Origin of the sequence: Alteribacter aurantiacus DSM 18675 (genome assembly GCF_000429705.1) — a bacterium.
Lineage (GTDB): Bacteria > Bacillota > Bacilli > Bacillales > Salisediminibacteriaceae > Alteribacter > Alteribacter aurantiacus.
The window spans coordinates 1,675,114-1,696,033 of record NZ_KE386941.1 but is presented as its reverse complement, the minus strand read 5'-3'; the positions used below and the strand labels follow the sequence as shown (position 1 = coordinate 1,696,033).

21 protein-coding genes are annotated in these 20,920 nt (G+C 45.1%); 14 read left to right on the top strand and 7 right to left on the bottom strand.

Annotated elements, in window-relative coordinates; genetic code table 11:
- Window positions 1-21: 21 nt before the first annotated feature.
- From G476_RS0111885 to G476_RS0111860, 6 genes are all read left to right on the top strand, one after another.
- A complete protein-coding gene (locus G476_RS0111885; protein ID WP_026690304.1) occupies window positions 22-621 on the top strand; it encodes a hypothetical protein in 600 nt (199 codons plus the stop codon).
- 657 nt (window positions 622-1,278) lie between these two features.
- A complete protein-coding gene (locus G476_RS0111880) occupies window positions 1,279-1,824 on the top strand; it encodes a hypothetical protein (protein ID WP_026690303.1) in 546 nt (181 codons plus the stop codon).
- Between the two features lie 124 nt (window positions 1,825-1,948).
- A complete protein-coding gene (locus G476_RS21860) occupies window positions 1,949-3,427 on the top strand; it encodes a phospholipase D family protein (RefSeq protein WP_245579658.1) in 1,479 nt (492 codons plus the stop codon).
- Window positions 3,428-3,885: 458 nt separating this feature from the next.
- Window positions 3,886-4,797, top strand: a complete 912-nt coding sequence (locus G476_RS0111870; RefSeq protein WP_026690302.1) for a DoxX-like family protein — start codon at window positions 3,886-3,888, stop codon at window positions 4,795-4,797.
- Complete coding sequence (locus tag G476_RS21855; RefSeq protein ID WP_051314770.1) at window positions 4,794-5,435, top strand: DUF4166 domain-containing protein; 642 nt, start codon at window positions 4,794-4,796, stop codon at window positions 5,433-5,435. The genes G476_RS0111870 and G476_RS21855 overlap by 4 nt, the downstream gene beginning before the upstream one ends.
- Window positions 5,425-7,086, top strand: a complete 1,662-nt coding sequence (locus G476_RS0111860; protein ID WP_026690301.1) for a YndJ family protein — start codon at window positions 5,425-5,427, stop codon at window positions 7,084-7,086. The genes G476_RS21855 and G476_RS0111860 overlap by 11 nt, the downstream gene beginning before the upstream one ends.
- A 43-nt stretch (window positions 7,087-7,129) precedes the next feature.
- Here G476_RS0111860 and G476_RS0111855 read toward each other — a convergent pair whose 3' ends face one another.
- On the bottom strand, window positions 7,130-10,240 hold the full coding sequence (locus G476_RS0111855) for an efflux RND transporter permease subunit (protein WP_026690300.1): 3,111 nt from the start codon (window positions 10,238-10,240) through the stop codon (window positions 7,130-7,132).
- Between the two features lie 237 nt (window positions 10,241-10,477).
- Between G476_RS0111855 and G476_RS0111850 the strand changes: the two genes are divergently transcribed.
- The gene (locus tag G476_RS0111850; RefSeq protein WP_026690299.1) at window positions 10,478-10,747 is read left to right on the top strand and encodes a NifU N-terminal domain-containing protein; all 270 of its coding nucleotides are present in this window, start codon (window positions 10,478-10,480) and stop codon (window positions 10,745-10,747) included.
- A gap of 515 nt (window positions 10,748-11,262) precedes the next feature.
- Here the strand turns inward: G476_RS0111850 and G476_RS0111845 are convergent.
- Window positions 11,263-11,835 carry a DUF2179 domain-containing protein gene (locus G476_RS0111845; RefSeq protein WP_026690298.1) on the bottom strand — a complete coding sequence of 191 codons (573 nt, stop codon included), beginning with the start codon at window positions 11,833-11,835 and terminating at the stop codon, window positions 11,263-11,265.
- A gap of 201 nt (window positions 11,836-12,036) precedes the next feature.
- Here G476_RS0111845 and G476_RS0111840 point away from each other — a divergent pair, with 201 nt between their 5' ends.
- The 4 genes from G476_RS0111840 (at window position 12,037) to G476_RS0111825 (ending at window position 15,368) form a co-directional block, all read left to right on the top strand.
- The gene (locus G476_RS0111840) at window positions 12,037-12,804 is read left to right on the top strand and encodes an AzlC family ABC transporter permease (protein ID WP_051314769.1); all 768 of its coding nucleotides are present in this window, start codon (window positions 12,037-12,039) and stop codon (window positions 12,802-12,804) included.
- A complete protein-coding gene (locus G476_RS0111835; protein WP_026690296.1) occupies window positions 12,795-13,100 on the top strand; it encodes an AzlD domain-containing protein in 306 nt (101 codons plus the stop codon). Before G476_RS0111840 ends, G476_RS0111835 begins: the two co-directional genes overlap by 10 nt.
- A 167-nt stretch (window positions 13,101-13,267) precedes the next feature.
- Window positions 13,268-14,032: an SDR family oxidoreductase gene (locus G476_RS0111830; protein ID WP_026690295.1), complete on the top strand. Its 765-nt coding sequence runs from the start codon at window positions 13,268-13,270 to the stop codon at window positions 14,030-14,032.
- Window positions 14,033-14,117: 85 nt separating this feature from the next.
- The gene (locus G476_RS0111825) at window positions 14,118-15,368 is read left to right on the top strand and encodes a M14 family metallopeptidase (protein WP_169720887.1); all 1,251 of its coding nucleotides are present in this window, start codon (window positions 14,118-14,120) and stop codon (window positions 15,366-15,368) included.
- Between the two features lie 80 nt (window positions 15,369-15,448).
- Here G476_RS0111825 and G476_RS0111820 read toward each other — a convergent pair whose 3' ends face one another.
- From G476_RS0111820 to G476_RS0111805, 4 genes are all read right to left on the bottom strand, one after another.
- Window positions 15,449-15,901, bottom strand: coding sequence for a GNAT family N-acetyltransferase (locus G476_RS0111820; RefSeq protein ID WP_026690293.1), 453 nt, complete (start codon window positions 15,899-15,901; stop codon window positions 15,449-15,451).
- A 209-nt stretch (window positions 15,902-16,110) separates the two neighbouring features.
- The gene (locus tag G476_RS0111815; RefSeq protein WP_026690292.1) at window positions 16,111-16,347 is read right to left on the bottom strand and encodes a DUF3813 domain-containing protein; all 237 of its coding nucleotides are present in this window, start codon (window positions 16,345-16,347) and stop codon (window positions 16,111-16,113) included.
- 3 nt (window positions 16,348-16,350) lie between these two features.
- Complete coding sequence (locus tag G476_RS24055; protein WP_281170449.1) at window positions 16,351-16,473, bottom strand: hypothetical protein; 123 nt, start codon at window positions 16,471-16,473, stop codon at window positions 16,351-16,353.
- Between the two features lie 352 nt (window positions 16,474-16,825).
- Window positions 16,826-17,215, bottom strand: a complete 390-nt coding sequence (locus tag G476_RS0111805) for a YuzC family spore coat inner layer protein (protein ID WP_156906560.1) — start codon at window positions 17,213-17,215, stop codon at window positions 16,826-16,828.
- 122 nt (window positions 17,216-17,337) lie between these two features.
- On the opposite strand from G476_RS0111805, the gene G476_RS0111800 reads away from it, so the two are divergent.
- Window positions 17,338-18,198 carry an STAS domain-containing protein gene (locus G476_RS0111800; RefSeq protein ID WP_245579657.1) on the top strand — a complete coding sequence of 287 codons (861 nt, stop codon included), beginning with the start codon at window positions 17,338-17,340 and terminating at the stop codon, window positions 18,196-18,198.
- Between the two features lie 74 nt (window positions 18,199-18,272).
- Here G476_RS0111800 and G476_RS0111795 read toward each other — a convergent pair whose 3' ends face one another.
- Window positions 18,273-19,106, bottom strand: a complete 834-nt coding sequence (locus tag G476_RS0111795) for a Cof-type HAD-IIB family hydrolase (protein WP_026690289.1) — start codon at window positions 19,104-19,106, stop codon at window positions 18,273-18,275.
- Between the two features lie 222 nt (window positions 19,107-19,328).
- Here G476_RS0111795 and ctaG point away from each other — a divergent pair, with 222 nt between their 5' ends.
- Window positions 19,329-20,252 (top strand): cytochrome c oxidase assembly factor CtaG, encoded by a 924-nt coding sequence (gene ctaG / locus G476_RS0111790; protein WP_245579656.1) that lies wholly within the window; start codon window positions 19,329-19,331, stop codon window positions 20,250-20,252.
- Between the two features lie 28 nt (window positions 20,253-20,280).
- Window positions 20,281-20,904 (top strand): SCO family protein, encoded by a 624-nt coding sequence (locus tag G476_RS0111785; protein WP_035186431.1) that lies wholly within the window; start codon window positions 20,281-20,283, stop codon window positions 20,902-20,904.
- Window positions 20,905-20,920: the final 16 nt, after the last annotated feature.

The following is a 20,920-nucleotide window of genomic DNA, read 5'->3' as shown; positions in this document are numbered from 1 at the left end:
AAAATCGAAAGGAGCGTGGTCATGGAAGACTTTCGGTTCAAGGCCGAGTTTCAAGATATTTTTGTTCGAATCTCCAAACCGATGCTTAAAACCTTCATTCATAAATTGCTTCAAGCTGATTTCCGCCTGACATGGCGTTACGAAGAAGAGACAGTAGAACTTCTAATAAAAAATGACCAAGGACAAGCGATGATTCCGATCAGGAAACAGGAAAACGAGGGCACTGCAATTGTCATGGAAGAGCTGCAGGTAGATATCGAGGAAGTCGCGATTCTCCTGGAGGAACTGATTACGGAAGGTAAAGGCAGGGGAATCGTCAAAACAGAAACCGATGGCTGGATTTATGTGAGTTGTTTCGATAACGGGAAAATTGTTTCTGTAATGAAAATTGGTGGAGGTGAGAAAGAGATGAGCTCATACAGAACGATTCGCAAACGACAAGGCCATAAACGTGAGGTAGATCCTGAGGTAATGGATTACGTCCTTGGTGCAGAGATTGATTACTCGTTAATGGAATTACATGATGCGATGGAAGCGGGCGACGTTGAAGCGTGCGAGGAGATTAAACTTAAACTAAAGAAACTTGCGGATCAACGCAAAGAACTCCACGATCTCGACTAGCGATCCTTATCCGCTATGCGCGGATTTCTTTTTGCCCATTAAGTTAATGAATAGGTGAACATAGAAAAAAAGAGAAGAAGAGGGATTGGACCCTGTGTAACGTAGGGTCTTGCCAGTTGAAAAAAACGCGGACAAGCTTGCTCTGTTGCAGGGCGATTTTTTTTGTGTCGGAATGTGAAGATTAGATCTCATGGGGGAACGGGCATGTGGTGCGGGTAGCGGAAATTTACATATACATAGTAGTTGGCTGATGGGAAGGGGGGCTAACCTGTTTAAGTGAGAGTCTAACCTGTTTAAATCAGAGGTAAACCTGTTTAAAAGAGAACCTAACTTGTTTAAAACAGAACCTAACCTGTTTAAAACCGACTTTCTTTTCTCCCTTCTTGGAAAAAAACGTGAAGGATGGAGGTGAGCCACTGTCGAATAGCAAGGGAGAGTAAAATCTAGTGAATCACTGTGACGCGGTAACGCTTTTACCGATAAAATAAGAGAGTGAAGTGGTGAGAATTGAAAGCTGTTGAACGTGTCAGGCTTGGCACCTAGAAGAGTTTCCAGAGTGGCTTGACTCACCAGGGGATGAGATAAGAATCGTTTGTATGACACGGTAAAAGAGTAGTCAGCTATTAGCATTATAAAATATACATAGAAGGTGATTGTATGGATGAAAAAACAATGGCGCTGTTTGAGCAGCTAGAAGGAAAAGATAAGGCTTTCCAAATGGAAGCTTTTTTGCAGCTGAAGGAAGAAGTGGACCAGGAGGTAGAGTGGGCATATGAGATGTGGGATAAGCTTACTGATTGGCTCACGGACAAAGACAACCATCGGAGATCTCGAGGGGCTCAACTCCTAGCAGGACTCGCAGCGCACAGTGACCCGGAGGATCGGATTTTGGACGACTTCTCCACACTTTGGCAAGTGACGAAGGATGATAAAACCGTCACGGCAAGGCATTCTCTTCAGGCGATCTGGAAGGTGGCACTTGGAGGGAACAAGCAAAGAGATCTCGTGACGTCTCACCTTGAAGACCGGTTTAAAGATGATGAACAAATGCATCATACCCTCGTTCGGTATGATATTGTGGTCGGCCTTCATCAGCTATACATGGAAATGGACGACCACGAAGTAAAAGATGTCGCTCTCTCATTGATTGAACTGGAATCAGACAAGAAATACAAAAAGAAATATCAATCTGTATGGAGATAGACGCAGAAGGCCGCTTTCATTTTGGGAGCGGTTATTCTTTATCTGAATTTTACATATATTTCATGTGATGTGTGGTAAAATTTAGCTGATTGTACCTTGATTTTGCAGAGGGAGTGGAGAACCGATGAGTGTAGTAGTTATGGGTAAAAAACAAAGAACCCGCTGGACCAAAAAAAGAATAGCAACGGCGTTTCTCGCTTTAGTCATGTTGTTTTTAATCTTAACGAGTGTGTATGGAGCGAATAAGCCGCTACCGAAAGGCCTTTCCTTTGCTGGAGAGCTCCATGAAGGTGAAGTTGAATTTTTGACTGACATGACGTACCCGGGTGCCGATGGAGAAACGGTGTATGAACACGGCATTTTTGAGCAAGTACACGATATGATTGAAGAAGCGGAGGAATTCGTATTGTTGGATATGTTTTTATTCAACGATGAATACGAAAGGTCAACGGAATATCCGAATGTCTCAGGGGATCTAGTAGACATGTTGATCGAAAAAAAAGAGACCGATCCAAACATGGAAATCATCGTGATTACGGACCCGATCAATACCTTTTATGGCTCCTATTATCCTGAAAGTCTAAAATCATTAGAAGCAGCCGGAATTCGTTTGGTGATGACCGATTTGTCTGAGCTAAGAGATTCGAATCCGGCCTTTTCCGGCGTGTGGCGAGCAGGCATTGAATGGCTCGGAAACTCAGAAGACAGTGGGTGGTTACCGAACCCGTTCAGCCCTGATTCGCCTGATGGAACCGTTCGTTCTTATTTAAGTCTTTTAAACTTCAAAGCGAACCACCGAAAGGTTCTTGTAACGGAAAAGGAAGGATTGGTCACATCAGCCAACCCACATGATGCCAGTGCTCATCATTCCAACATAGCCTTTACCCTAAAAGGAGTAGTCCTTAAGGATCTCGTGGAGTCGGAAAAAGCGGTGGCGTTGATGAGTGGTGCGGATGAGCAGTGGTTTGAAAGAGTCGTTATCAGTGAAGAAGCAATGAATGCCAGCTCTAGTGATACTCGCGTCCAGCTTATAACGGAGGGGAAGATAAGGGAAACCCTTATTGAGGAGTTGGCTTTGACAGAAGAAGGAGACACCGTTTATTTAGGCGCGTTTTATTTATCTGATCGCCTCGTAATTGAAGGGCTAAAAGAGGCGTCCGAGAGAGGGGCTCATGTTCGTGTAATCTTGGATGCCAATAAAGACGCTTTTGGACGGGAAAAGAACGGCGTTCCGAATCGCCCGGTGGCATCAGAGCTTGTGCACGACTCAGCAGGAAGGCTCGAAGTAAAATGGTATAACACTCAAGGAGAACAATTCCACACGAAGTTGGTGCATGTGGAACGCCAAGAGGAATCGATCGTCATCGGAGGTTCGTCGAATTTCACAAAACGTAATCTCGGTGACCTGAATTTAGAAACGAATGTAAAAGTTGTAGCCAATCGCGACGCTGACGTGATGCAAGACGTAAAGACCTATTTTGATACCATCTGGATGAACGAAGAGGCTCAATTTACAATTGGATACGAAGAGTTCGCGGACGAGTCGACCACCACCCGTTTTCTTTATCGCTTCCAAGAGTGGAGCGGACTAAGCACGTTTTAGGTTGGAAGTTCCATTTATTATCGATTGAGGATGGGACAGATTGAAATGTTTTATATAACACTGTTTTAGGAAGAATTGTTGCTTTTCTACAAGAAAAGTTGAAGCAGAAGGGCCCAAGACTCCTGTGGCAGTGGGGGCAATGCAAGACCCCACAGGGCGTAGCCCGAGGAGGCTTGCTAGCACCGCCACGGAAAGCGAAGGGCCCGTTTGCTTCAACCAGAATTCTAGCGATGAAGAATTACATTAAAAAAGCCACAACCGTTACGCAAATAGCCTTATATAAGGATTCGAACATTGTACGACCATAATGAAGTATATATCAGTAGAGGTTTATTTCGAATGCATCGTATTTGTTCGTGGTGGTTATAACACTTTTGTTTTAGCCTCGAGTCTTTTTCCCTGCACTATGCTATAGTTGAACCATCTTTCCAATTTATAGAGAAAGGAGAGGTGAGAGGTTGAAGAAACAAAAACCAATCTACGTAGAAACAAACATACATACACAGATGGATCACCTATGGGACTACACCCAAAAGCCCCACTTGCACGAGCGGTGGGACTTGCGGTTTTCAAAGATTCATTACTTAGAAAAAGAACATGAGGACGATCCGCAGCACTTTACATATGAAACGAAAATCGGATTCGGACTCGGAATTAAAGGGACAGGCGTGAGCAAAGGTGAAAGAACCACCGATTCCGGAGATCGGACATCGTCACTCGGCTTTTTCAGTGGGCAGCCACTTTCGTTGATTAAAGAAGGCAGCGGCTATTGGAAGTACAAACAAGAAGAAGCAGGTCGGATTACGTTTTTAACCCAATACGATTACAAAACAAGGTGGGGCTCTTTTGGCAAATTCGTAGACAAGTTGGTTTTTAGACCGATGATTGGATGGGCAACGAGCTGGAGCTTTGATTCACTCAGACTATGGCTTGAGAAAGGCATTACCCCTGAGGATTCCCTAAGAAGATCACTCATCCACGTGATCCTTTGTTTTGCTTTGGCATTTGTGTGGCTATACCAAGGACTTGTACCGAAGCTCCTGTTTCCTGAGACCGGTGAAGTAGCCATGGTCATGGCTAGCGGTCTTTTTTCAGGTGCAGAACAGGTTGTTGTCCGATTGATCGGATTGATTCAATGTGCGATTGGACTTCTTTTTTTAATGCCAATCAATAAGAAATGGTTGTTTGCCGGATCGTCTGTAGCGGTTTTTCTACTCGGTCTTGGCCCAATGTTTGTGCAACCGGACGTGTTTACCCTCCCCTTTAATCCGGCTACCCTAAACGTGGCGGTGATTGCCCTTGGCATGATTGGAGCAATGAATGTCAACGATTTACCGCTGGCAAGGCGATGCAGGAGGAAGCGGAAATGACCGGCATTTATGAGAAAGTGTTGGGTGAAGCCTTTGATCAGCTTCACCCTGAAATGAAAAAGAAATTCGGCCTGCAATTAAAAGGCGCCTTTCAGGCAACCGGGAAAGGTTACCTTACCATCACCGGAGGTAAAGGATGGCAGCGCCCCCTTTGGCACCTTGGAGCAAAGGACCACCTCTTTTTTCCGGAAAGAGGAGAACGAGTTCCTTTTTCTATCGTCACAAAAGCATATCAAGACGAGAAGGGGATCGATCGAGTCGCATGGACCCGGCGGTTCCACTTTCAAAATTGCACCCGTGCCTTTGACGCCGTGATGTACGCGGACCCGTCCCGGCGGGTGATCATGGATGACCTCGGCATTTCAGGCAGAATAACCTCTTCTCTTCGCATGACTGTAAGCGAAGACAGGGGACTTAGAATCGTTTCAGACCAAACGTGGCTGAATGTTGGTAGCTGGAAAGTGCTCCTCCCACAAATCCTCGCACCACAAGTAATTGTAAACGAACATTATGATGAAAAAGAACAAGCCTTTCATGTGCAGGTCGACGTGAAAAGCCGGTTGTTCGGCCGGCTCATCTCCTATGAAGGCTATGCCCATACCACTTACAAAGAGAGAAGGACTGCCAATGACCACTAAACAAAATATTCTACTTGGGCTTGGAACCGGTGTGGTTTGGGCCATTTTCACCGGACCACCCATCATTGATCTCGCATTGGTACTTGCTTTTTTCGTCCTTGTCCCTAGTTTATTGTGCCTTGCAGCAACAGACAATCCAAAGTCTCTGCATCGACAACGCACCTTCTTCTTAGCCCGGTATTCCTACCCCTTTGCCTTCGTAGCGATGATAGCACTGTCCATAGAAATCGGGATGTGGGCCGCGCTTCTTGCCGTGGTGTGGGCGTTTTTTACGTTACTAGTGGCAATAAACGGAGGGCTTCACCTTATTCGCAAGGGAGTCAGTGCCCCAGAAGAAGCCGTCATGGATGCAGGGCAGATGTTCTTGTTCGCAGGAGGCATTTGGTTCGTTCTCGCAAGGGCCGGTGCAGCGGACTGGATGCCCTATTCAACCATGACAGTCGACCTAACAGCGATTCACTACCATTATTCCGCCTTCATCCTTCCCTTGTTTGCAGGGCTTTTCGGCAGGTGGTATGTGAATCAAAAACAGCTTACAACCCCTTCAATGATGAGCTTTACAGTGTTAGCTCTAGGTTTAATCATCGGATCGCCCTTGGTGGCGATCGGGATAGCTCAAGGACCACCTCTTGAATTTGTTATGGTCGTATTTTACGTCGTATTCATTTTTTGGCTCTGCATATGGGTGCTCCTTAATACAGTTAGGATCGGTGGCTTAGCCGGGCTTCTTGCCGCTGTGGCAACAGCCTCTCTCTTATTCACCATGAGTTACACCACGCTGCACGGAGCCGCGATTCATCTGAACATCCAACTTGTGCCCACCGGAGAGATGCTTCGCTATCATGGCGCTGTGAACGCCTTTGTGTTTTCCGTTCTCGGCACCACCGCGTGGCTTCTTGTAAAACCAAGGCCTAGGTATGACGAACAAGCCTTTCCCATCAGCCATCTTCGAGCCAAAGGATATGTTGGCCCGAACGTAGCAACGAACCACCATTGGACGGCTGTGGGTAAAAAAGCAGAGGGCCTCCTCGCTAATTGGGAGGCATATGAAAGGAACGGCTTTTCACCGTCCCGAGTATCTAGTAGTGTCAAAGACTTTTACGTTCACACAACCACCTACACCTTATCCTCGAACGTTCAGTGGCGGTGGAAGTGGATGAGCGCACTCGTAAGACCCGTTACAACCCGCATGGGTCAAATCAATCTTCCACCAACAGGTCACGCAACGATGGAGGGCGATATCCTCGCCATTGACGAAAAGAAAGATGAACGACCGGATGTACGAGCATGGATTCGCTACAATAAAGAAACGAACGATCCCATATTCTCAGCGTTTTACTCGTCCCATAAAAGCCGCCATGTCACCTACATGAACATCGCTCTTCCTTTCCCTAAAGGTGTGATGACCGGTGTGTTAAGGCCTGACAATGATCACAACGACGGCCTCTATTTAACAAGTAAAAAGAACAACGGGGTCCTTGGTGACGAAGGGATTTACTTTACATTAAAAAACATAACTGTAAAGCTTCCGTTAAATGAAGTGTTTCATGTGAGAGAAGAAGATGGGCGCCTCCAAGCCACTCATACGATGACCGTATTCGGCCTTCGTTTTTTAACCATTTGTTATGAAATGACGAAAATAAAAACTTAATGGCACACAAAAACCGCCCCCGAACGATCAGGGGCGGTTTTGTTTACGTTGTGGTTTTTTCTTCTTCTCTTCTAGCTGATTTACGTTTAAGTGCTGTATAGAAAGCAGGTACGAGAATTACGGTAAACACGGCAGAGAACAACAGCCCGGAAATGATCGAAATCGCCAGTGGAACAAACAACACATCTCCACTAAAGGCAACCGGCAACAGTGCTGCAATCGCCGTAATCGCCGTGAGTAAAATCGGTCTTAATCGGACGTTACCCGCATTGACAACCGCATCCTCAAGAGCCATTCCTTCACGACGTCGCTGTTCAATAAACTCGATCAGGACAATCGAATTTCGAACAACGATTCCGGAAAGAGAAACGATCCCCATCATGGCCATAAATCCTAGTCCCGTTTGCGTAATGAACAAGCCGATAATGGCTCCTGTGATCGCCAAGAACACGGTACTCATCACAAGTAGCGGCATCACAAGGGAATAGAATTGAATCGCCATCACAATGTAAATCAAGAACACAACGACGATAAACAACATGGCCAGTTCAACGAAGAAATCAGAGCGATCTTCCGTTTCACCACCAATTGAAATCGTATAGTCGTTATCAAAGTCACCAGATGTTGTCACATCAGCAACATACGACTCAATCTCACTTTCCAGCTCCTGTTGATCGGCTTCACCAGGAAACACGCGGACCGTAATCGTGCGATCGCCATTTTCCCTCGCAATAAGAGGTGTCTGTTCCGTTCTCGTTTCTGTGACGAGCTCATCCAGACCAATAAATTCCGGCATTCCTCCTTCACCCGAAACTTGGCTTGGAATTTCAAAATCTTCAAGAACAAGCTCTTCTTGATCTCCATTGACGATCAGCTGCATATCATAGGTGTTTAGCCCATCATCAAACGTTCCAACAGGAATGCCGTCTGTGGCAAGACCAATTTGTTCGCTAATTTGGTTCAACGTAATGCCATTTTCCTCCATCACGTCTCTGTTCGGTTCGTATAGTAGTGTCGGACGGTCGTCACCGAGATCGTCTACAACATTACCGCTATCTGGAGTGGAGCGGATGAAATCTTGTAAGTCGTCTCGTAACGTCTTCAATTCATCCATTTCGGGACCCTGAATTTTAATTGCAATCGGTGCCCCTACAGGAGGTCCTGCTTCAATGGAAGACAGTTCGATTACAGCATCAGGGTATGCCTCTTGAAGCGTATCACTCCAACGATCAATCGTTGCCTCAGCACTTTGCAACTCCCGATCGACTCGAAGAAGGACCTGACCGGTTTCTTCACCGGTATTGTTCATTCCCTCTCCAAACAACGGTGGAAGACCTGAACCGGTATAAACAGCTGTTTCAATGACGTTTTGATCTTCTGAGGTGATGAATTCTTCCATATCAAATAATACATTTTCTGTTTCTTCAATCGGTGTCCCCGCAGGCATGCGCACCTCTACCGTTACTTCAGGTCGATCCGCACTCGGGAAAAACACGACCGGGATAAACGGGATGAGACCGTAACACAAAATACAAAAGACAAGTCCGGCAAGACCGACTTTTACAGGGTGCTTAACAACCCGTCTTAGGAGGGTGTTACTGTACCAATCGGCAAGGCGGTCGATTTGCTTACCGAGGAGCCCCACTTTAACACCCGGTTGCTCTATACCTGTTGTTCCTTGTTTACGGACTTTTCGTCGCTGTAACCAAATTAAGTAAATTGGTACGAGAGACAAAGCGATAATCGTCGACGCAATAATCGTCGTAATGAGAACACTTGGCAAGGCACGAATGAAGTCTCCGTTCGCTCCAGTAATAAAGACAAGTGGAAGGAACGTAAACACAATCGCAAGGGTTGACGTGATAATGGATACACGCACTTCCTTGCTTCCTTCAAGGGCTCCCTCAAGAGGTGACAAGCCTTCTTGGTACTTTCTTTGAATATTGTCACCCACAACAATGGCATCGTCGACGAGAATACCAAGGGCAATAATAATTCCGATTATAGAGATTTGATTCAAGTCAACGTTTAAAAAGGGCAGTGGCACGAGTCCGATTAAGATCGAAACTGGAATGGCCAGTGATACAATGACCGCCGATGATACATTCAACCCAAGAAGAGTCACAATGATAACGGCTAAAATGGCAAACAAAAACGAGACAGCCAAATCGCCGAAAATTTCTTGGACAATCGTGTTCTGTGTATAAAACAAATCCAACTCCACGTTAGTCGGGAGATCTGCTGCGAGCATTTCCATTCGCTCGTCTACCGTTTCATGCAGACCTGGAATGTCCACTCCTGCATCAGGAATCACCGTAAACGAAGCGGCAGGTGTCCCTTCATACGTAATCAAATCCTCTTCGTCTACCCGCTCCAGGGATACCGTACCAACGTCAGATAAATAAACAGGCTCATCATCCATATTCAGCCCAAGACTGAGAGACTCAAGGGCATCCAGCTCCTCCGTTCTAGGAAGCGCGAGCTGTACATTTTCGTCATCAACCCGCTCTATCCCAAGGGGAGCGGTATTTAATTCTTCATCCAAAGCAGAAATCACATCTGGCATTTGAAGACCTTCCTCAAAAAGGGCATCAAAGTCGATGTCGATGACGACCTCTTCAGACGGGACCCCTTTTACAAGCGTTCCTTGTACACCAGGAATGCTTTGGATTTCTTGCTCCCATTCATCAATAAGTCCATTTACTTCATATATGTTTTCCCGGTCATCACTTAAGAGGTGATACGATGATAGGGCGCCAAGCTGAACTTCTTCGCTCACATCTGGCTCTTGAACTTGTTCAGGAAAAGAAGAGCTCACATCAGATACGGTTTGCTGAATCGTTGAAAAAACTTGGCTTCGATCGGCTTGTTCCGAGATTTCCACGATGATGTTCGAGAAACCGGATGTGGAAACGGACGATATGTCAGCGATTCCATCAATGTTTAAAAGTTCTTCTTCCAACGGGTTCGTTACCCGACGCTCTACTTCCTCAGGAGAAGCTCCAGGGTAAGGCGTGGAAATGGTCCCAATATCGAACGTCACTTCAGGGATTTCCCGCTGGGGAAGCTGAGTGAACGTAATGGCACCGATAATGGTCACTAATAGTAAAAATAGTAAAGTAATCTTTGGCTTCTTAATAACAGAATTAAACATTGCGCGTCCACCTTTTCGTGAGTTGTATAACATTTGTATAATCAATATATCAGACCATTCCCGATTTTTATAACAATAACACTCGAGTTGAATGTGGAATATTGTGGTTGATACTGAGAAGGAGCACAAGCTATTTTAGTGAGGGTTATCATGTGGGGATACACAGCAGGATCTTTTTCAAATGAATGGTGGATGTGGTATGATGGGATTAAGATTATAGTGAAGGAGATGATACATATGTCAGTAGAAGTACGTGCAGAGCCAACACCGAATCCAAATGCGATGAAGCTTACAGCAAGTGAGGTCATTTTTGAAGGAAGCGGGAGCGCATCTTTCAAAAAAGGAGATGAGCCCGATCACGCCCTTGCAAAAGAACTTTTGGCGATTGAAGGTGTAGACAACATCTTCGGATTCCAAGACTTCGTTACAATTAACAAAGAGCCTGGTGCAGAGTGGGATGGGATTCTCGCTGGAGCCCAGCAAGCGTTTGACAAAGTTTTCGGATAATAGCGTAGAGTCGCTTCCCAGCTGGGAAGCGGCTTTTTTATGTGGGGGCGCTAGCGTTAGGGGCGAGGAGGAGGGGAGTGATTGTCGAATCGTGTCGATTGGTCGATATATTCTGATTAGAGCTCGATAAAATTGAAGTAGAGGACGATAAACCTGGAATAGAGCTCGATAAAATCAAAATAGAGAACGATAAAACCGGAATAGAGCTCGATAAATCGAAATCAAAGCTCGATATCGTCTCCCGAGACAGCATTCAGGCAATGCCGGGCTCTCGTGACACACCGCGATCCAGGTGCGGATTGTGACGAAGTGTGTCAAATCCTCTTTATATAGTCCAAAGTTCATCATACCCGCTCAAAGCTCATTATAACTCACCCGAAATTCACCTTAAATCACCCAACCCTCCTCATCCCCACCGCCAACCCACCCCATAAAAAAAGCAGCACCCCATCCATCTGAGGTGCTGCCTTGCTGACACGACAAACGCCAATCAACAAATCGCCGCCACCGCCAAACTAAGCCGACTGGCGCTCTTCTTCTTGGCGCTGCTTCTTTTTGAGGAAGCGTTCGCGGCGCTTTTTCATTGCTTTTGTGATGTAGCCGCCTTTAAAGCTTCGTGGTTCATAGGAGGCGATGAATGCTTTCGGTTCAAACCATTCCACTACTTTAATAAACTCTTTTTCCCGATCTCTGCGTGCGGTGCAATCCAAACGGTATCTCGTTGAATTCATTCCTTCCACGGGACTCGTGGATACGCTAAAGCCTACTTCTCTTAACCTATTAATTAACGCTTCGTTTCTCTCGGGGATGTTCGCTTCTATTGTTACATAGCCAATGGCCAATTTTTCTTCAATCAAGGCCCCGATATAAAGTCCGACACCAAAACCAAGGGCGTAGGCGGCCATATTGTAGTAGTTGGAAAGGTCGCTAAACACGAGACCCAGGGCCCCGACGTAGATCGCACCTTCCAAGATGCCCATTGCGGCTGTACGCTTTTTCATTCCTTTTACCATCATAATCGTTCTAAGGGTGAGAACGGGAACGAATAACAACTGTGCAACAAATATAATCAATGCTTGCCATACCATTTGAGATTCACCTCGCTTTTAAAATTGCGTCCAGCCAAGTGTACGCCCTATAAAGCACCCAAGTCTACCCTTATTTGAAAATTAGGATGAAGGTTTTATATGGAAATGTAAGAATCTTTCGTTTTGCGAAAAAAGTCCTTGTAATCCCTGGCACTCGGACGTAAAATGAACAAAAGATTTTGCAGAACGGGAGAGGTGTTCATGGGCCTAACAGCGATAGAATCAACAGGGAAAAAGGATTCACCATATTTTAAAAAAGGCGCAATGGATGGTTTGTCCATTGCAGTAGGATATATGCCTGTGGCGATCACATTCGGATTAATTGCAGGTGCCACAGGACTAACGGTCGTTGAAGCGGTATTAATGAGCATGGTTGTCTTCGCAGGAGCGGCTCAATATATGGCCCTATCCATGATTGCTCTTGGAAGCGGGGCACTAGAAATTGTTTTAGCTACGTTTATTGTGAATCTAAGGCACTTGTTAATGAGCGCGTCCATTCATGAAAAAGCAGAGAAAGGCTCAAAAGGGGAGAGAGCCCTTTATGCGTTTGGGATGACAGATGAAGTGTTTGCTGTAGCTTCAACCAAACCAGCGCCAATTCGTTCCTTTTACGTGATCGGAGTGGCGGCTGTAGCATATGGAAGCTGGGTTGGCTTTACCGGTGTCGGGTATTATATGGGCTCATTATTGCCGCTTATTCTTCAAGAAAGCATGGCGATTGCGTTATATGCCCTGTTTATTGCACTTCTTATTCCTTCAATTAAAAAGGAAGGGAAGATGGTTATCATCCTGGCTGGGATGGGTGGATTGTTTCACAGTTTATTTGCCTTGTTCCTGTCCACGGGATGGTCGATCATGTTTGCGACGATCATCGCCGTGCTGTTGTATGAAGGATTGGAAAGGGTCCTTGTTCGTAAAGTAGAACATGAAGAAGCAGATGAGAAGGAGGAGAAGCGACAATGTCAATGACGATGTTTTGGATGATTATAGCGATGGGAGTTGTAACCTACATTCCGAGGCTTCTCCCTCTTGTGATGCTCAGTACGGACAATTGGCCGGACTGGGCAAAGCGCATGCTCACAAGGGTTCCGTATGCGGTCCTTGGGGCCCTCATTCTCCCTGGGATTCTTACGGTTCATGACAACATGTGGTTTGCTGCAGTAAGTGGTGGTGTAGCGATTATCCTTGCTTATATTGGAATGCCATTAATTGTGGTTGTCGGCGGTGCAATTGGGATGCTCGGGATGATGCAGCTTCTGTTCTAACAATGACCTATTCTATGGTGAGAAAAATAGACGTCTTTTTTTAGCCGAATAAGGCAGTAAGGCTTTCACGATTGTGTGGAAGTCTTTTTCTGTTACCGTTCAAGTGCTCCTGATCCAAGGATTTTTACCAAAGCTTGGCGAATAGGTGTTGTGAGGAGTTGAGATAAATGACAAAATTGGCCATTGTGACAGGAGCGAGTCGAACTCGTGGACTCGGCGCAGGGATTTGCAAAAAGCTTGGTGAGAAAGGTGTGGACGTTCTTTTTACATATTGGGGAGAATATGACCGAGAGATGCCATATGGAGAAGATGTGGACGGACCTGAGGCGTTAAAGAGAGACATTCGGGCGATGGGACGGCAGTGTGAAGGGATTGAAGTGAACCTGTCCGACCCATCTGCTGTTGAGAAGGTGTTTCACGAGGCGATTACCAAGTTTGGGCGTGCTCCCGATATTCTCATTAATAACGCAGCTGTGTCAGTGAATGATACGATCGAATCCATTTCAACAGAAACTCTTGATCGTCATTACGAGATAAATGTGCGGGCGATGACGTTACTCGTACAGGCGTTTGTTCGTCATTTTGATAAAAAAGAGGGAGGTCGGATTGTAAACATTACGACAGGCTGGTCTCAAGGGCCGATGCCTGAGGAGCTGTCGTATGTGCTCACTAAATCTACGTCAGAAACGATTGTGTTTACATTGCAGTCCGTCCTTGCGAAAAAAGGGATTACAATCAATGCGGTCAATCCAGGGCCGACTGACACCGGTTGGATGAGTGATGAGGTGAAAAAAGGGCTCGGTCCGTTATTTCCTCAAGGACGAATCGGAACACCAGAAGATGCGGCGAACCTGATAGCATTCCTCGTGAGTGAGGAGGCCAAGTGGGTTACCGGACAAGTGATTCACTCTGAGGGAGGGTTTATGAATTAAGGTGGTGAAAGGATCAAGCTTTGGAGAAGGCACTGAAAAAGTTCGATCTTTACCTTTTTCAGTGGCTCAGGAAAGGGGGAGTCATGTGCTGAAATTCATTAGGATTACAGTTTCGGTGTTGGCGTGTAGCTTTGTGGCATTTCTTTTGCTGTACCCACTCCTTATTGAACACTCCATTCAATATGAACATCCCGATCAAGGCGAAACACGCTTTTATTTTCCTGAAACCTATGAAGCAGCGAAGGAGCACTTTCTAGAATTCGAAAACGTGTTAAGAAGTGATTATGGGCGTGTGGAGCACTCTGCATTAAGGATTACAGAGGATGAGCGACTTACGATCGATACCTTTATCGTTGAGGCGGAGAAGGCAGAACGTACACTCATGATCACAACGGGGGTTCACGGAATTGAAGGGTATGTTGGGTTAGGTATGCTTGATGTGTTTTTTGCTAAAGTGTATCCCGATTTGGATAAAGAAACGACGAACCTCATCCTCGTTCACGCGGTGAACCCATGGGGAATGGAGGAGTACCGGAGGTTTAATGAAAACAACGTTGACTTGAACCGGAATTTCATTGACGATCGAGATCGGTTTGATTATGAATTCAACGAGGCCTATGTGGAAGTGAACGGTTTACTCGAAAAGGACCGTCCCCTAAGGCAGCTTGCGATTGAAGATACAGGATTTATGCTGAGCGCAATAAGTCATGTTATAGCGAGTGGAGCTGACACAATTAAGGATGCTCTTGTAACTGGACAATTTACTCATCCGAATGGCGTCTATTATGGAGGCTTGGAAGATGAAGTGTCTACTGCCTTTATGAAAGAGCTCATGAAAGAGGGCCTGGAAACCGGTGTGGCACAGCTTGTATACATTGATTTGCATACTGGATATGGTCCCCGAGATCAAATGAGTATTTTTAATACGGGCCAGGACGGGATGAGTGAACAAGAAGCGATGGAGGCTTTTAATTATCCTTTGGTCTTTGCATATGATTCTGATGGTTTTTACGGTATTGTTGGTGGCATTACGGAGTACTTGTACGGATTAAAAGATGAACTGGGGGCGGAAACGGACGTGTTTGCCACGACGTTTGAGTTCGGAACATTGGGTGAAGGAACGGTGGGTTCACTACGAAGTTTGAAGTATACGATCGATGAAAATCAGCTAACCCAACAGGGGGCAGAGAATTTTCGCACAGAGCGAGTGACACGTCACAGATATATGGAAATGTTTTATCCGTCAGAGGCGAAGTGGCGGGAAAAAGCTGCGGACGATTTCGTTGAAGCTTCTTTTGGTGTCCTTGGACATTTTGGTTTCTTTAACCATCAATAGGTGATCGATAGTGAAGAGACGTAAATCGCCCGGCAGGGTTTCGAATTCCTACCGGGCTCGCCGTTTTCCTTGTTGCTCTGCTATAACGTACGTCCATATCGTTTTGAGATGATATCGTAAAAGCCGAGAGAATTGTAAAGTTTTTTGGTAGCCGCGTTGTTAATTCCGGTTTCCAACTCAATTCCTTTTAATCCTTCTTGTTCTGCCCAGTACAATACCTTTAAGAGAAGCCGTTTAGCAATCCCTTTTTGACGTTCGTCTCTTTTTACATAAAGGTCGTTTAGCCAAATGTAGCGTCCACCCTTTTCAAGACTCACACCAATATTAAAGAAAGCGCAGCCAATGATTTCCCCATCTTGCTCGGCTATGAAGAATTCAGCGCAAGAGTGATCTGTTAGAGAAAGATCGATTGTTTTAAGAAGGTCTTCTGCTGTGACTGGTCCTCCGAGGGCATTCATTTGTTCCATCATTAAGTGCATAATGGCCACGCGTGTATCTGTATCTACATTTTTTGGTACCTGATAAACGTTCATGACTCGATTGGCCTCCTAAATTGATCCTACTTTCATGATACATGGAAGCCGTGAATTCGACTACAGTTTTTCAGATTTTAAGACCATTTTTGTAGATAGGTGGCATCTTATCTTTCGTTGTAGGGCATTTCCGCTCCCTTTCAAACGACCCGATTAACATAGTAAAAAACCGTCCTTTTCATGAACGAAGGACGGTTTTGAATGTTTCATTACGTCAAATCTTCAGGAGAAAAGGCTTCAACGGCGTTATAAAGCTCGTCTTGCATTTGCCCCAGCTGTTGACGTTCCGCTTGAGAGGAATCTGCAAAAGCCTGAGATAACGCTTGCTTTGCACGGTGGATATCCTGGTAAGCTTGCTCCAGAGACTCAGGCGTGTGGGCTGCATTCATGGCTTGATGGGCTGCTTGAATCGCTTGCTGGGCTTGTTGATAGTATCGATTTCCCATCCTTTATTTCTCCTTTAGATTACGTGCTTTGTATTGTTTATCATTTTTTACGACTTGTTCGTTTTTGGATGCAACAGCGTCAGCGCTTTGCTCCGGGTTTCGTTTTGATTTTGAATGTTTGCTCATAGCTATGACCTCCCAATTTAAGTGTCAGGTCTAGGTTGTGCAGTTAAAGCAAATTTATGAAGGTGATTTAAAGAGCTGGGCCATATAGTCAGTGTTTAAACCGAAATCCGAACAACCTATAACAGAGCGGATGAAATATACGAAGCTCCTGCGGGATGCAAAGCGAAGGTGAGATTCCGGAGGGCAAAGGAAGGCACTGAAAAAGTTAAAGATCAAACTTTCTCAGTGCCTTCTCAAAGCGAGGCTCAACCGCTTCCCCCGGAAAGCGAAGTATATTTCAGTAGCGGTGTATCTGCACAGCATACCGATGTTCGGATATTCGTTCATAACAACCCTCGTGTCACTGATCCTTTTAGTAATCCGTCCACACAATATTCATGGTCAATGTACAACACCTTGGGATCGTAGCTGTACTTTGTCTTAACCTAAATGTCACCGAACGTGGTGTGTAGCTTGTTTCAACATCAATTGGAACGCCTGTTGAACCAACAATTTGGTCGACTTGATCATCATTTCCCGCCTGTGCAGCAGTCATAAGATCGTACATTTTACCTTCATTCGCTGCCAGATGGGTGACGATGGTTCTTCCGTGTTCAATTAACGCCTGACTTTCCTGAAGAGATTGAGCAAACAGGCTTGTTTCTACAGGCGGGTAAGAAGATTCTGGAAGGCGGTATAAGGGATAGTACCAAAAGGGACATGGCCATGAATAAAAAACAGGATAAATTCTTGGAACGTACACCACATTTTCTCTCCAAACATTTAAGATTTGTGGTTTAGCTTATGAAGAAAACAGGAATATAGTGTAAAGGACTTTTAGTACAGACATAAAGACATCACTTGGTTAAAAGGGGAGGGCATATATTGAATACATTTAACGTAAAGTCTTCGGCATTTCCTTCATTGCGATCAGCGTCATATCCTATTTTAAAGGCAATCGGTGATCATATGGATGTGGATACAGCTTACGTGACAAACAAAGGACCAACAGCCATTAAAGTACTTAGCTCATTTAATAAAGAAGAAGAGATCATTCCAGAAGGCTATGAAGTCGAATACAGCGGTACATATTGCAGGTTGGTCATTTCAAGTCACGATAGCAGTTTGACGACACCAGATCTCACGAGGCATGAAGTGACAAAACAATTGGAAGTAACAGATCAGTTGAAGTTAAAGGGGTTTCTGGGAGTAACCCTCCGAAACAATGAGGGAAAGGTATTCGGCACGTTATGCGTCATGAATAAACACGAAACCCATTTTAGCGAGGAGGATGTTCGGTACCTTAACTCCATGGCTGAAGTACTCAGCTACTTAATTGAATTAGATGATGTAAAAGACTCGATGAACTACCTGACTGTGCCTATCGTTCCATTAACACAAGGCGTTTCAATCTTACCTATTCAAGGCATTCTTGATGATAAACGCTCTGCTCGCATGATGGAGTCGGTGCTCAATCACTGTGTGGAAAAGAAGGTATCTTACTTTATATTGGATGTGACAGGTCTCATCATTGTAGACGGACAATTTCCTACGACGATGGGAAAATTGATGGACGCCCTTCGTTTAATGGGAGTTAGTGCCATGCTCACAGGTGTGTCGGCTGAAATGGCAAAAGAGGAAGTCACAACGTCCTTTTCACTATTCGGTCATATAAAAACCTTCTCCACACTTGAGTCCGCCCTTCAATCGATCGGGTTTCACCTTGTGCAAGAACAAAAAGTCTAAACAAAAAACCACCGGACGACGGTGGTTTTTTTCTGCACACTTATGGGAAATTATTTCCGAGGGTCTGACCCCCATTACCGAGCTAATTTAGAAGTGTTTGTTGTAAAGCTCAAACGTTCTTCAAGAAAGCGAGCAATCCCGTCTTCTTCGTTTGAGTACGTAATCTCATTCGCGATGGCTTTCAACTCATCAATCGCATTGCTCATAGCCACACCGGTACCAACGTAATCAATCATTTCAAGGTCGTTGTTTTCATCACCAAACGCGATAATTCGCTCTCGCGGAATCCCTAAATGAGAGGCTACCTTTTGTAAGCCTGATGCCTTACTTACGCCCCCTTTTGTAATTTCAATCACATTCCAAGGAGCACCCCAATTTCGTTGCTCTGTGACTTCAGCATGGGCTTGACCGAGAAGGCGAGTGAGCTCATCTTCTTGCCCTTCCTCGGGATGAACCAGAATAGATGTAGGATCGTGATGAAGCAGTTTCTCAAGCTTTCCGTAGTCTACAGGTGAACTTCCAATGGTAAACGCCTCAGCGAACCCCCGGTTTAAATGACGAAGATAAAAATCATCCATGACTTCGACCATCATGTTTTTCACGTTAAACGCTTCACACGTTTCAATGATCGTTTTGGCCGTTTTATTATCGAGAGGTTGGTGAGATGGTTCGAATTGTCGGTCTTTTGGGTGATGGACAAAGGCGCCATTAAAGTTGACAATCGGTGTATCCAAAAAGAGTTCTTTGTAGTATTGACCACTCGCACGGTATGGACGACCTGTAGCGATCACTACTTGGTGACCTAATTCACGAGCTTTTGCAAGAGCTGCCCGGTTTCTAAGTGAAATCGTTTTATTATCTGTAAGTAGTGTGCCGTCTAAATCAACGGCAATGAGATGTTTTTCCATGGATATTGCCTCCTTTTTGTCCCAAACAGGAAGGGAAAACCTGTCAGCGGTGGTTAAATGAGAAGTTAGTCGTTTCTGTGAAATCGTGTTATAACTATATTATACAAACCCTCGTTCTGTTAGAATGATAGGAGTTTGTATGTTCAAATTCAATTTTGGATTTTCAGTATAACATAGATGATTGTTAGTGAACTTTAATCTTTTGTAAAGGAGTGAGGCACGTTGGGTCAGTTTATTGAAACGTATTTTTCAAGCTTCCCGGCATGGAGTATTTGGACTCCTGAACTCATAGTCGTATTGCTTTTATTTTCAGCATTATACTTCTGGGTCACTGGACCTTTGCGACATAAATTTGAAGGTGCAAAGCCTGTGCCAACGAGTAGGAAGGTATACTTTCACTTAGGCCTTATCGCTGTTTATTTCGGATTTGGTGGACCATTATATGTCTTAGGTCACATGATGTTAAGCATGCACATGTTTAGTATGGCGATCGTTTATTTAATGGCACCGCCATTGCTTTTATTGGGAATCCCATCTTGGGTGTTCCAGCCGTTGGCCAAACATAAATCCCTTAAAGTTTTTGGGAGGTTCTTCGGAAACGCGATCATTGGTCTGTTATTGTTCAACGCCATGTTCTCAATTTATCACATGCCGTTTATGTTTGATCGGTTATTAACAAACGAAGGTGCTCATAACATCTATCAACTTGCAATGTTCGGGGCTGCAACGCTCATGTGGTGGCACCTCGTTCCTAGAATTAAAACACGCTATGAGCTTTCCGAATTGAAAAAGATCGGTTATATGTTTGGTAATGGTGTATTGATCACACCTGCCTGTGCATTGATCATTTTTGCTGGCGAGCCGTTGTACGACACTTACACCGATCCTAGCACCTGGGCAATTGCCATGGCGTATTGTTTACCTGCTGGAACAGAGATTCCTTATGAACTTTTCGCAGGTGACGGTTCCTTGCCACCATTAAGCCCTTTACATGATCAACAATTAGGCGGAGCGATCATGAAAGTCGTTCAAGAACTTGTATACGGGATTGCGATTGGAACGATCTTTAAGCAGTGGATGAACCGTGACAAGTCTGACAATGCAAAAGAAGAATTGCAAGAATATGAAATGGTTCAAACCAATTAAGCGGGAAAAGAAAGAGAGGACGCAATACATGAAACAGTTCGTTTTTTTGGCTGCCCTTGCTTTACTCACGGTCCTTGCCGGATGCAGCTTTTTGTACTCTGACCCGGCCGCAGAATCGGAAGCGATCGTCGATTTGACAGAAGTGGAACGGGAAGAAGAGCATCATTGGAGAATGCCTGAATTTGAAGCAGTTAATCAAGACGGTGAAACCGTAACGAATGAGGACCTTAAAGGATCTAAAACACTCGTTAAAACAATCTTTACTCGGTGTCCGACCGTTTGTATGACGATGACACCAAACATGGTTCAAGTTCAACAAGCCATGGACGAGGAAGGGATTGAAGGAGTTAACATCGTATCCTTTACCGTTGACCCTGACTTTGACACACCGGAACGACTAGAAGACTACGCAGAATCGTACGGTGCTCATTTTGATAACTGGCAGCTTCTAACCGGTTACGATCCTGAGTTCCTTCAAGACGACCTTGCACCAGCACTCTTCACTCGTGTCGAGCCTGTTGAAAACGACATCGTACATCCAACACGCTTTTATCTTTTTGACGAAGAAGGCGATGTGATTCGGTTTTACCGAGGCGAGCAAGGCTTCGACCTAGAAGCCATCACAGCCGATTTGAAATACTTGCAACGATAAATGGTGAGCAAAGTCC

What these genes read in the sequence shown, in the direction of transcription:
- G476_RS0111880 (WP_026690303.1), top strand. Translation starts at nt 1,279, where the DNA reads ATGGATGAAAAAACAATGGCGCTGTTTGAGCAGCTAGAAGGAAAAGAT.
- G476_RS0111795 (WP_026690289.1), bottom strand. Translation starts at nt 19,106, where the DNA reads ATGGAAAAACATCTCATTGCCGTTGATTTAGACGGCACACTACTTACA.
- G476_RS0111885 (WP_026690304.1), top strand. Translation starts at nt 22, where the DNA reads ATGGAAGACTTTCGGTTCAAGGCCGAGTTTCAAGATATTTTTGTTCGA.
- G476_RS24055 (WP_281170449.1), bottom strand. Translation starts at nt 16,473, where the DNA reads ATGAGCAAACATTCAAAATCAAAACGAAACCCGGAGCAAAGCGCTGAC.
- G476_RS0111785 (WP_035186431.1), top strand. Translation starts at nt 20,281, where the DNA reads ATGAAACAGTTCGTTTTTTTGGCTGCCCTTGCTTTACTCACGGTCCTT.
- G476_RS0111855 (WP_026690300.1), bottom strand. Translation starts at nt 10,240, where the DNA reads ATGTTTAATTCTGTTATTAAGAAGCCAAAGATTACTTTACTATTTTTA.
- G476_RS0111860 (WP_026690301.1), top strand. Translation starts at nt 5,425, where the DNA reads ATGACCACTAAACAAAATATTCTACTTGGGCTTGGAACCGGTGTGGTT.
- G476_RS0111850 (WP_026690299.1), top strand. Translation starts at nt 10,478, where the DNA reads ATGTCAGTAGAAGTACGTGCAGAGCCAACACCGAATCCAAATGCGATG.
- G476_RS0111845 (WP_026690298.1), bottom strand. Translation starts at nt 11,835, where the DNA reads ATGGTATGGCAAGCATTGATTATATTTGTTGCACAGTTGTTATTCGTT.
- G476_RS21855 (WP_051314770.1), top strand. Translation starts at nt 4,794, where the DNA reads ATGACCGGCATTTATGAGAAAGTGTTGGGTGAAGCCTTTGATCAGCTT.
- G476_RS21860 (WP_245579658.1), top strand. Translation starts at nt 1,949, where the DNA reads ATGAGTGTAGTAGTTATGGGTAAAAAACAAAGAACCCGCTGGACCAAA.
- G476_RS0111815 (WP_026690292.1), bottom strand. Translation starts at nt 16,347, where the DNA reads ATGGGAAATCGATACTATCAACAAGCCCAGCAAGCGATTCAAGCAGCC.
- G476_RS0111840 (WP_051314769.1), top strand. Translation starts at nt 12,037, where the DNA reads ATGGGCCTAACAGCGATAGAATCAACAGGGAAAAAGGATTCACCATAT.
- G476_RS0111820 (WP_026690293.1), bottom strand. Translation starts at nt 15,901, where the DNA reads ATGAACGTTTATCAGGTACCAAAAAATGTAGATACAGATACACGCGTG.
- G476_RS0111830 (WP_026690295.1), top strand. Translation starts at nt 13,268, where the DNA reads ATGACAAAATTGGCCATTGTGACAGGAGCGAGTCGAACTCGTGGACTC.
- G476_RS0111835 (WP_026690296.1), top strand. Translation starts at nt 12,795, where the DNA reads ATGTCAATGACGATGTTTTGGATGATTATAGCGATGGGAGTTGTAACC.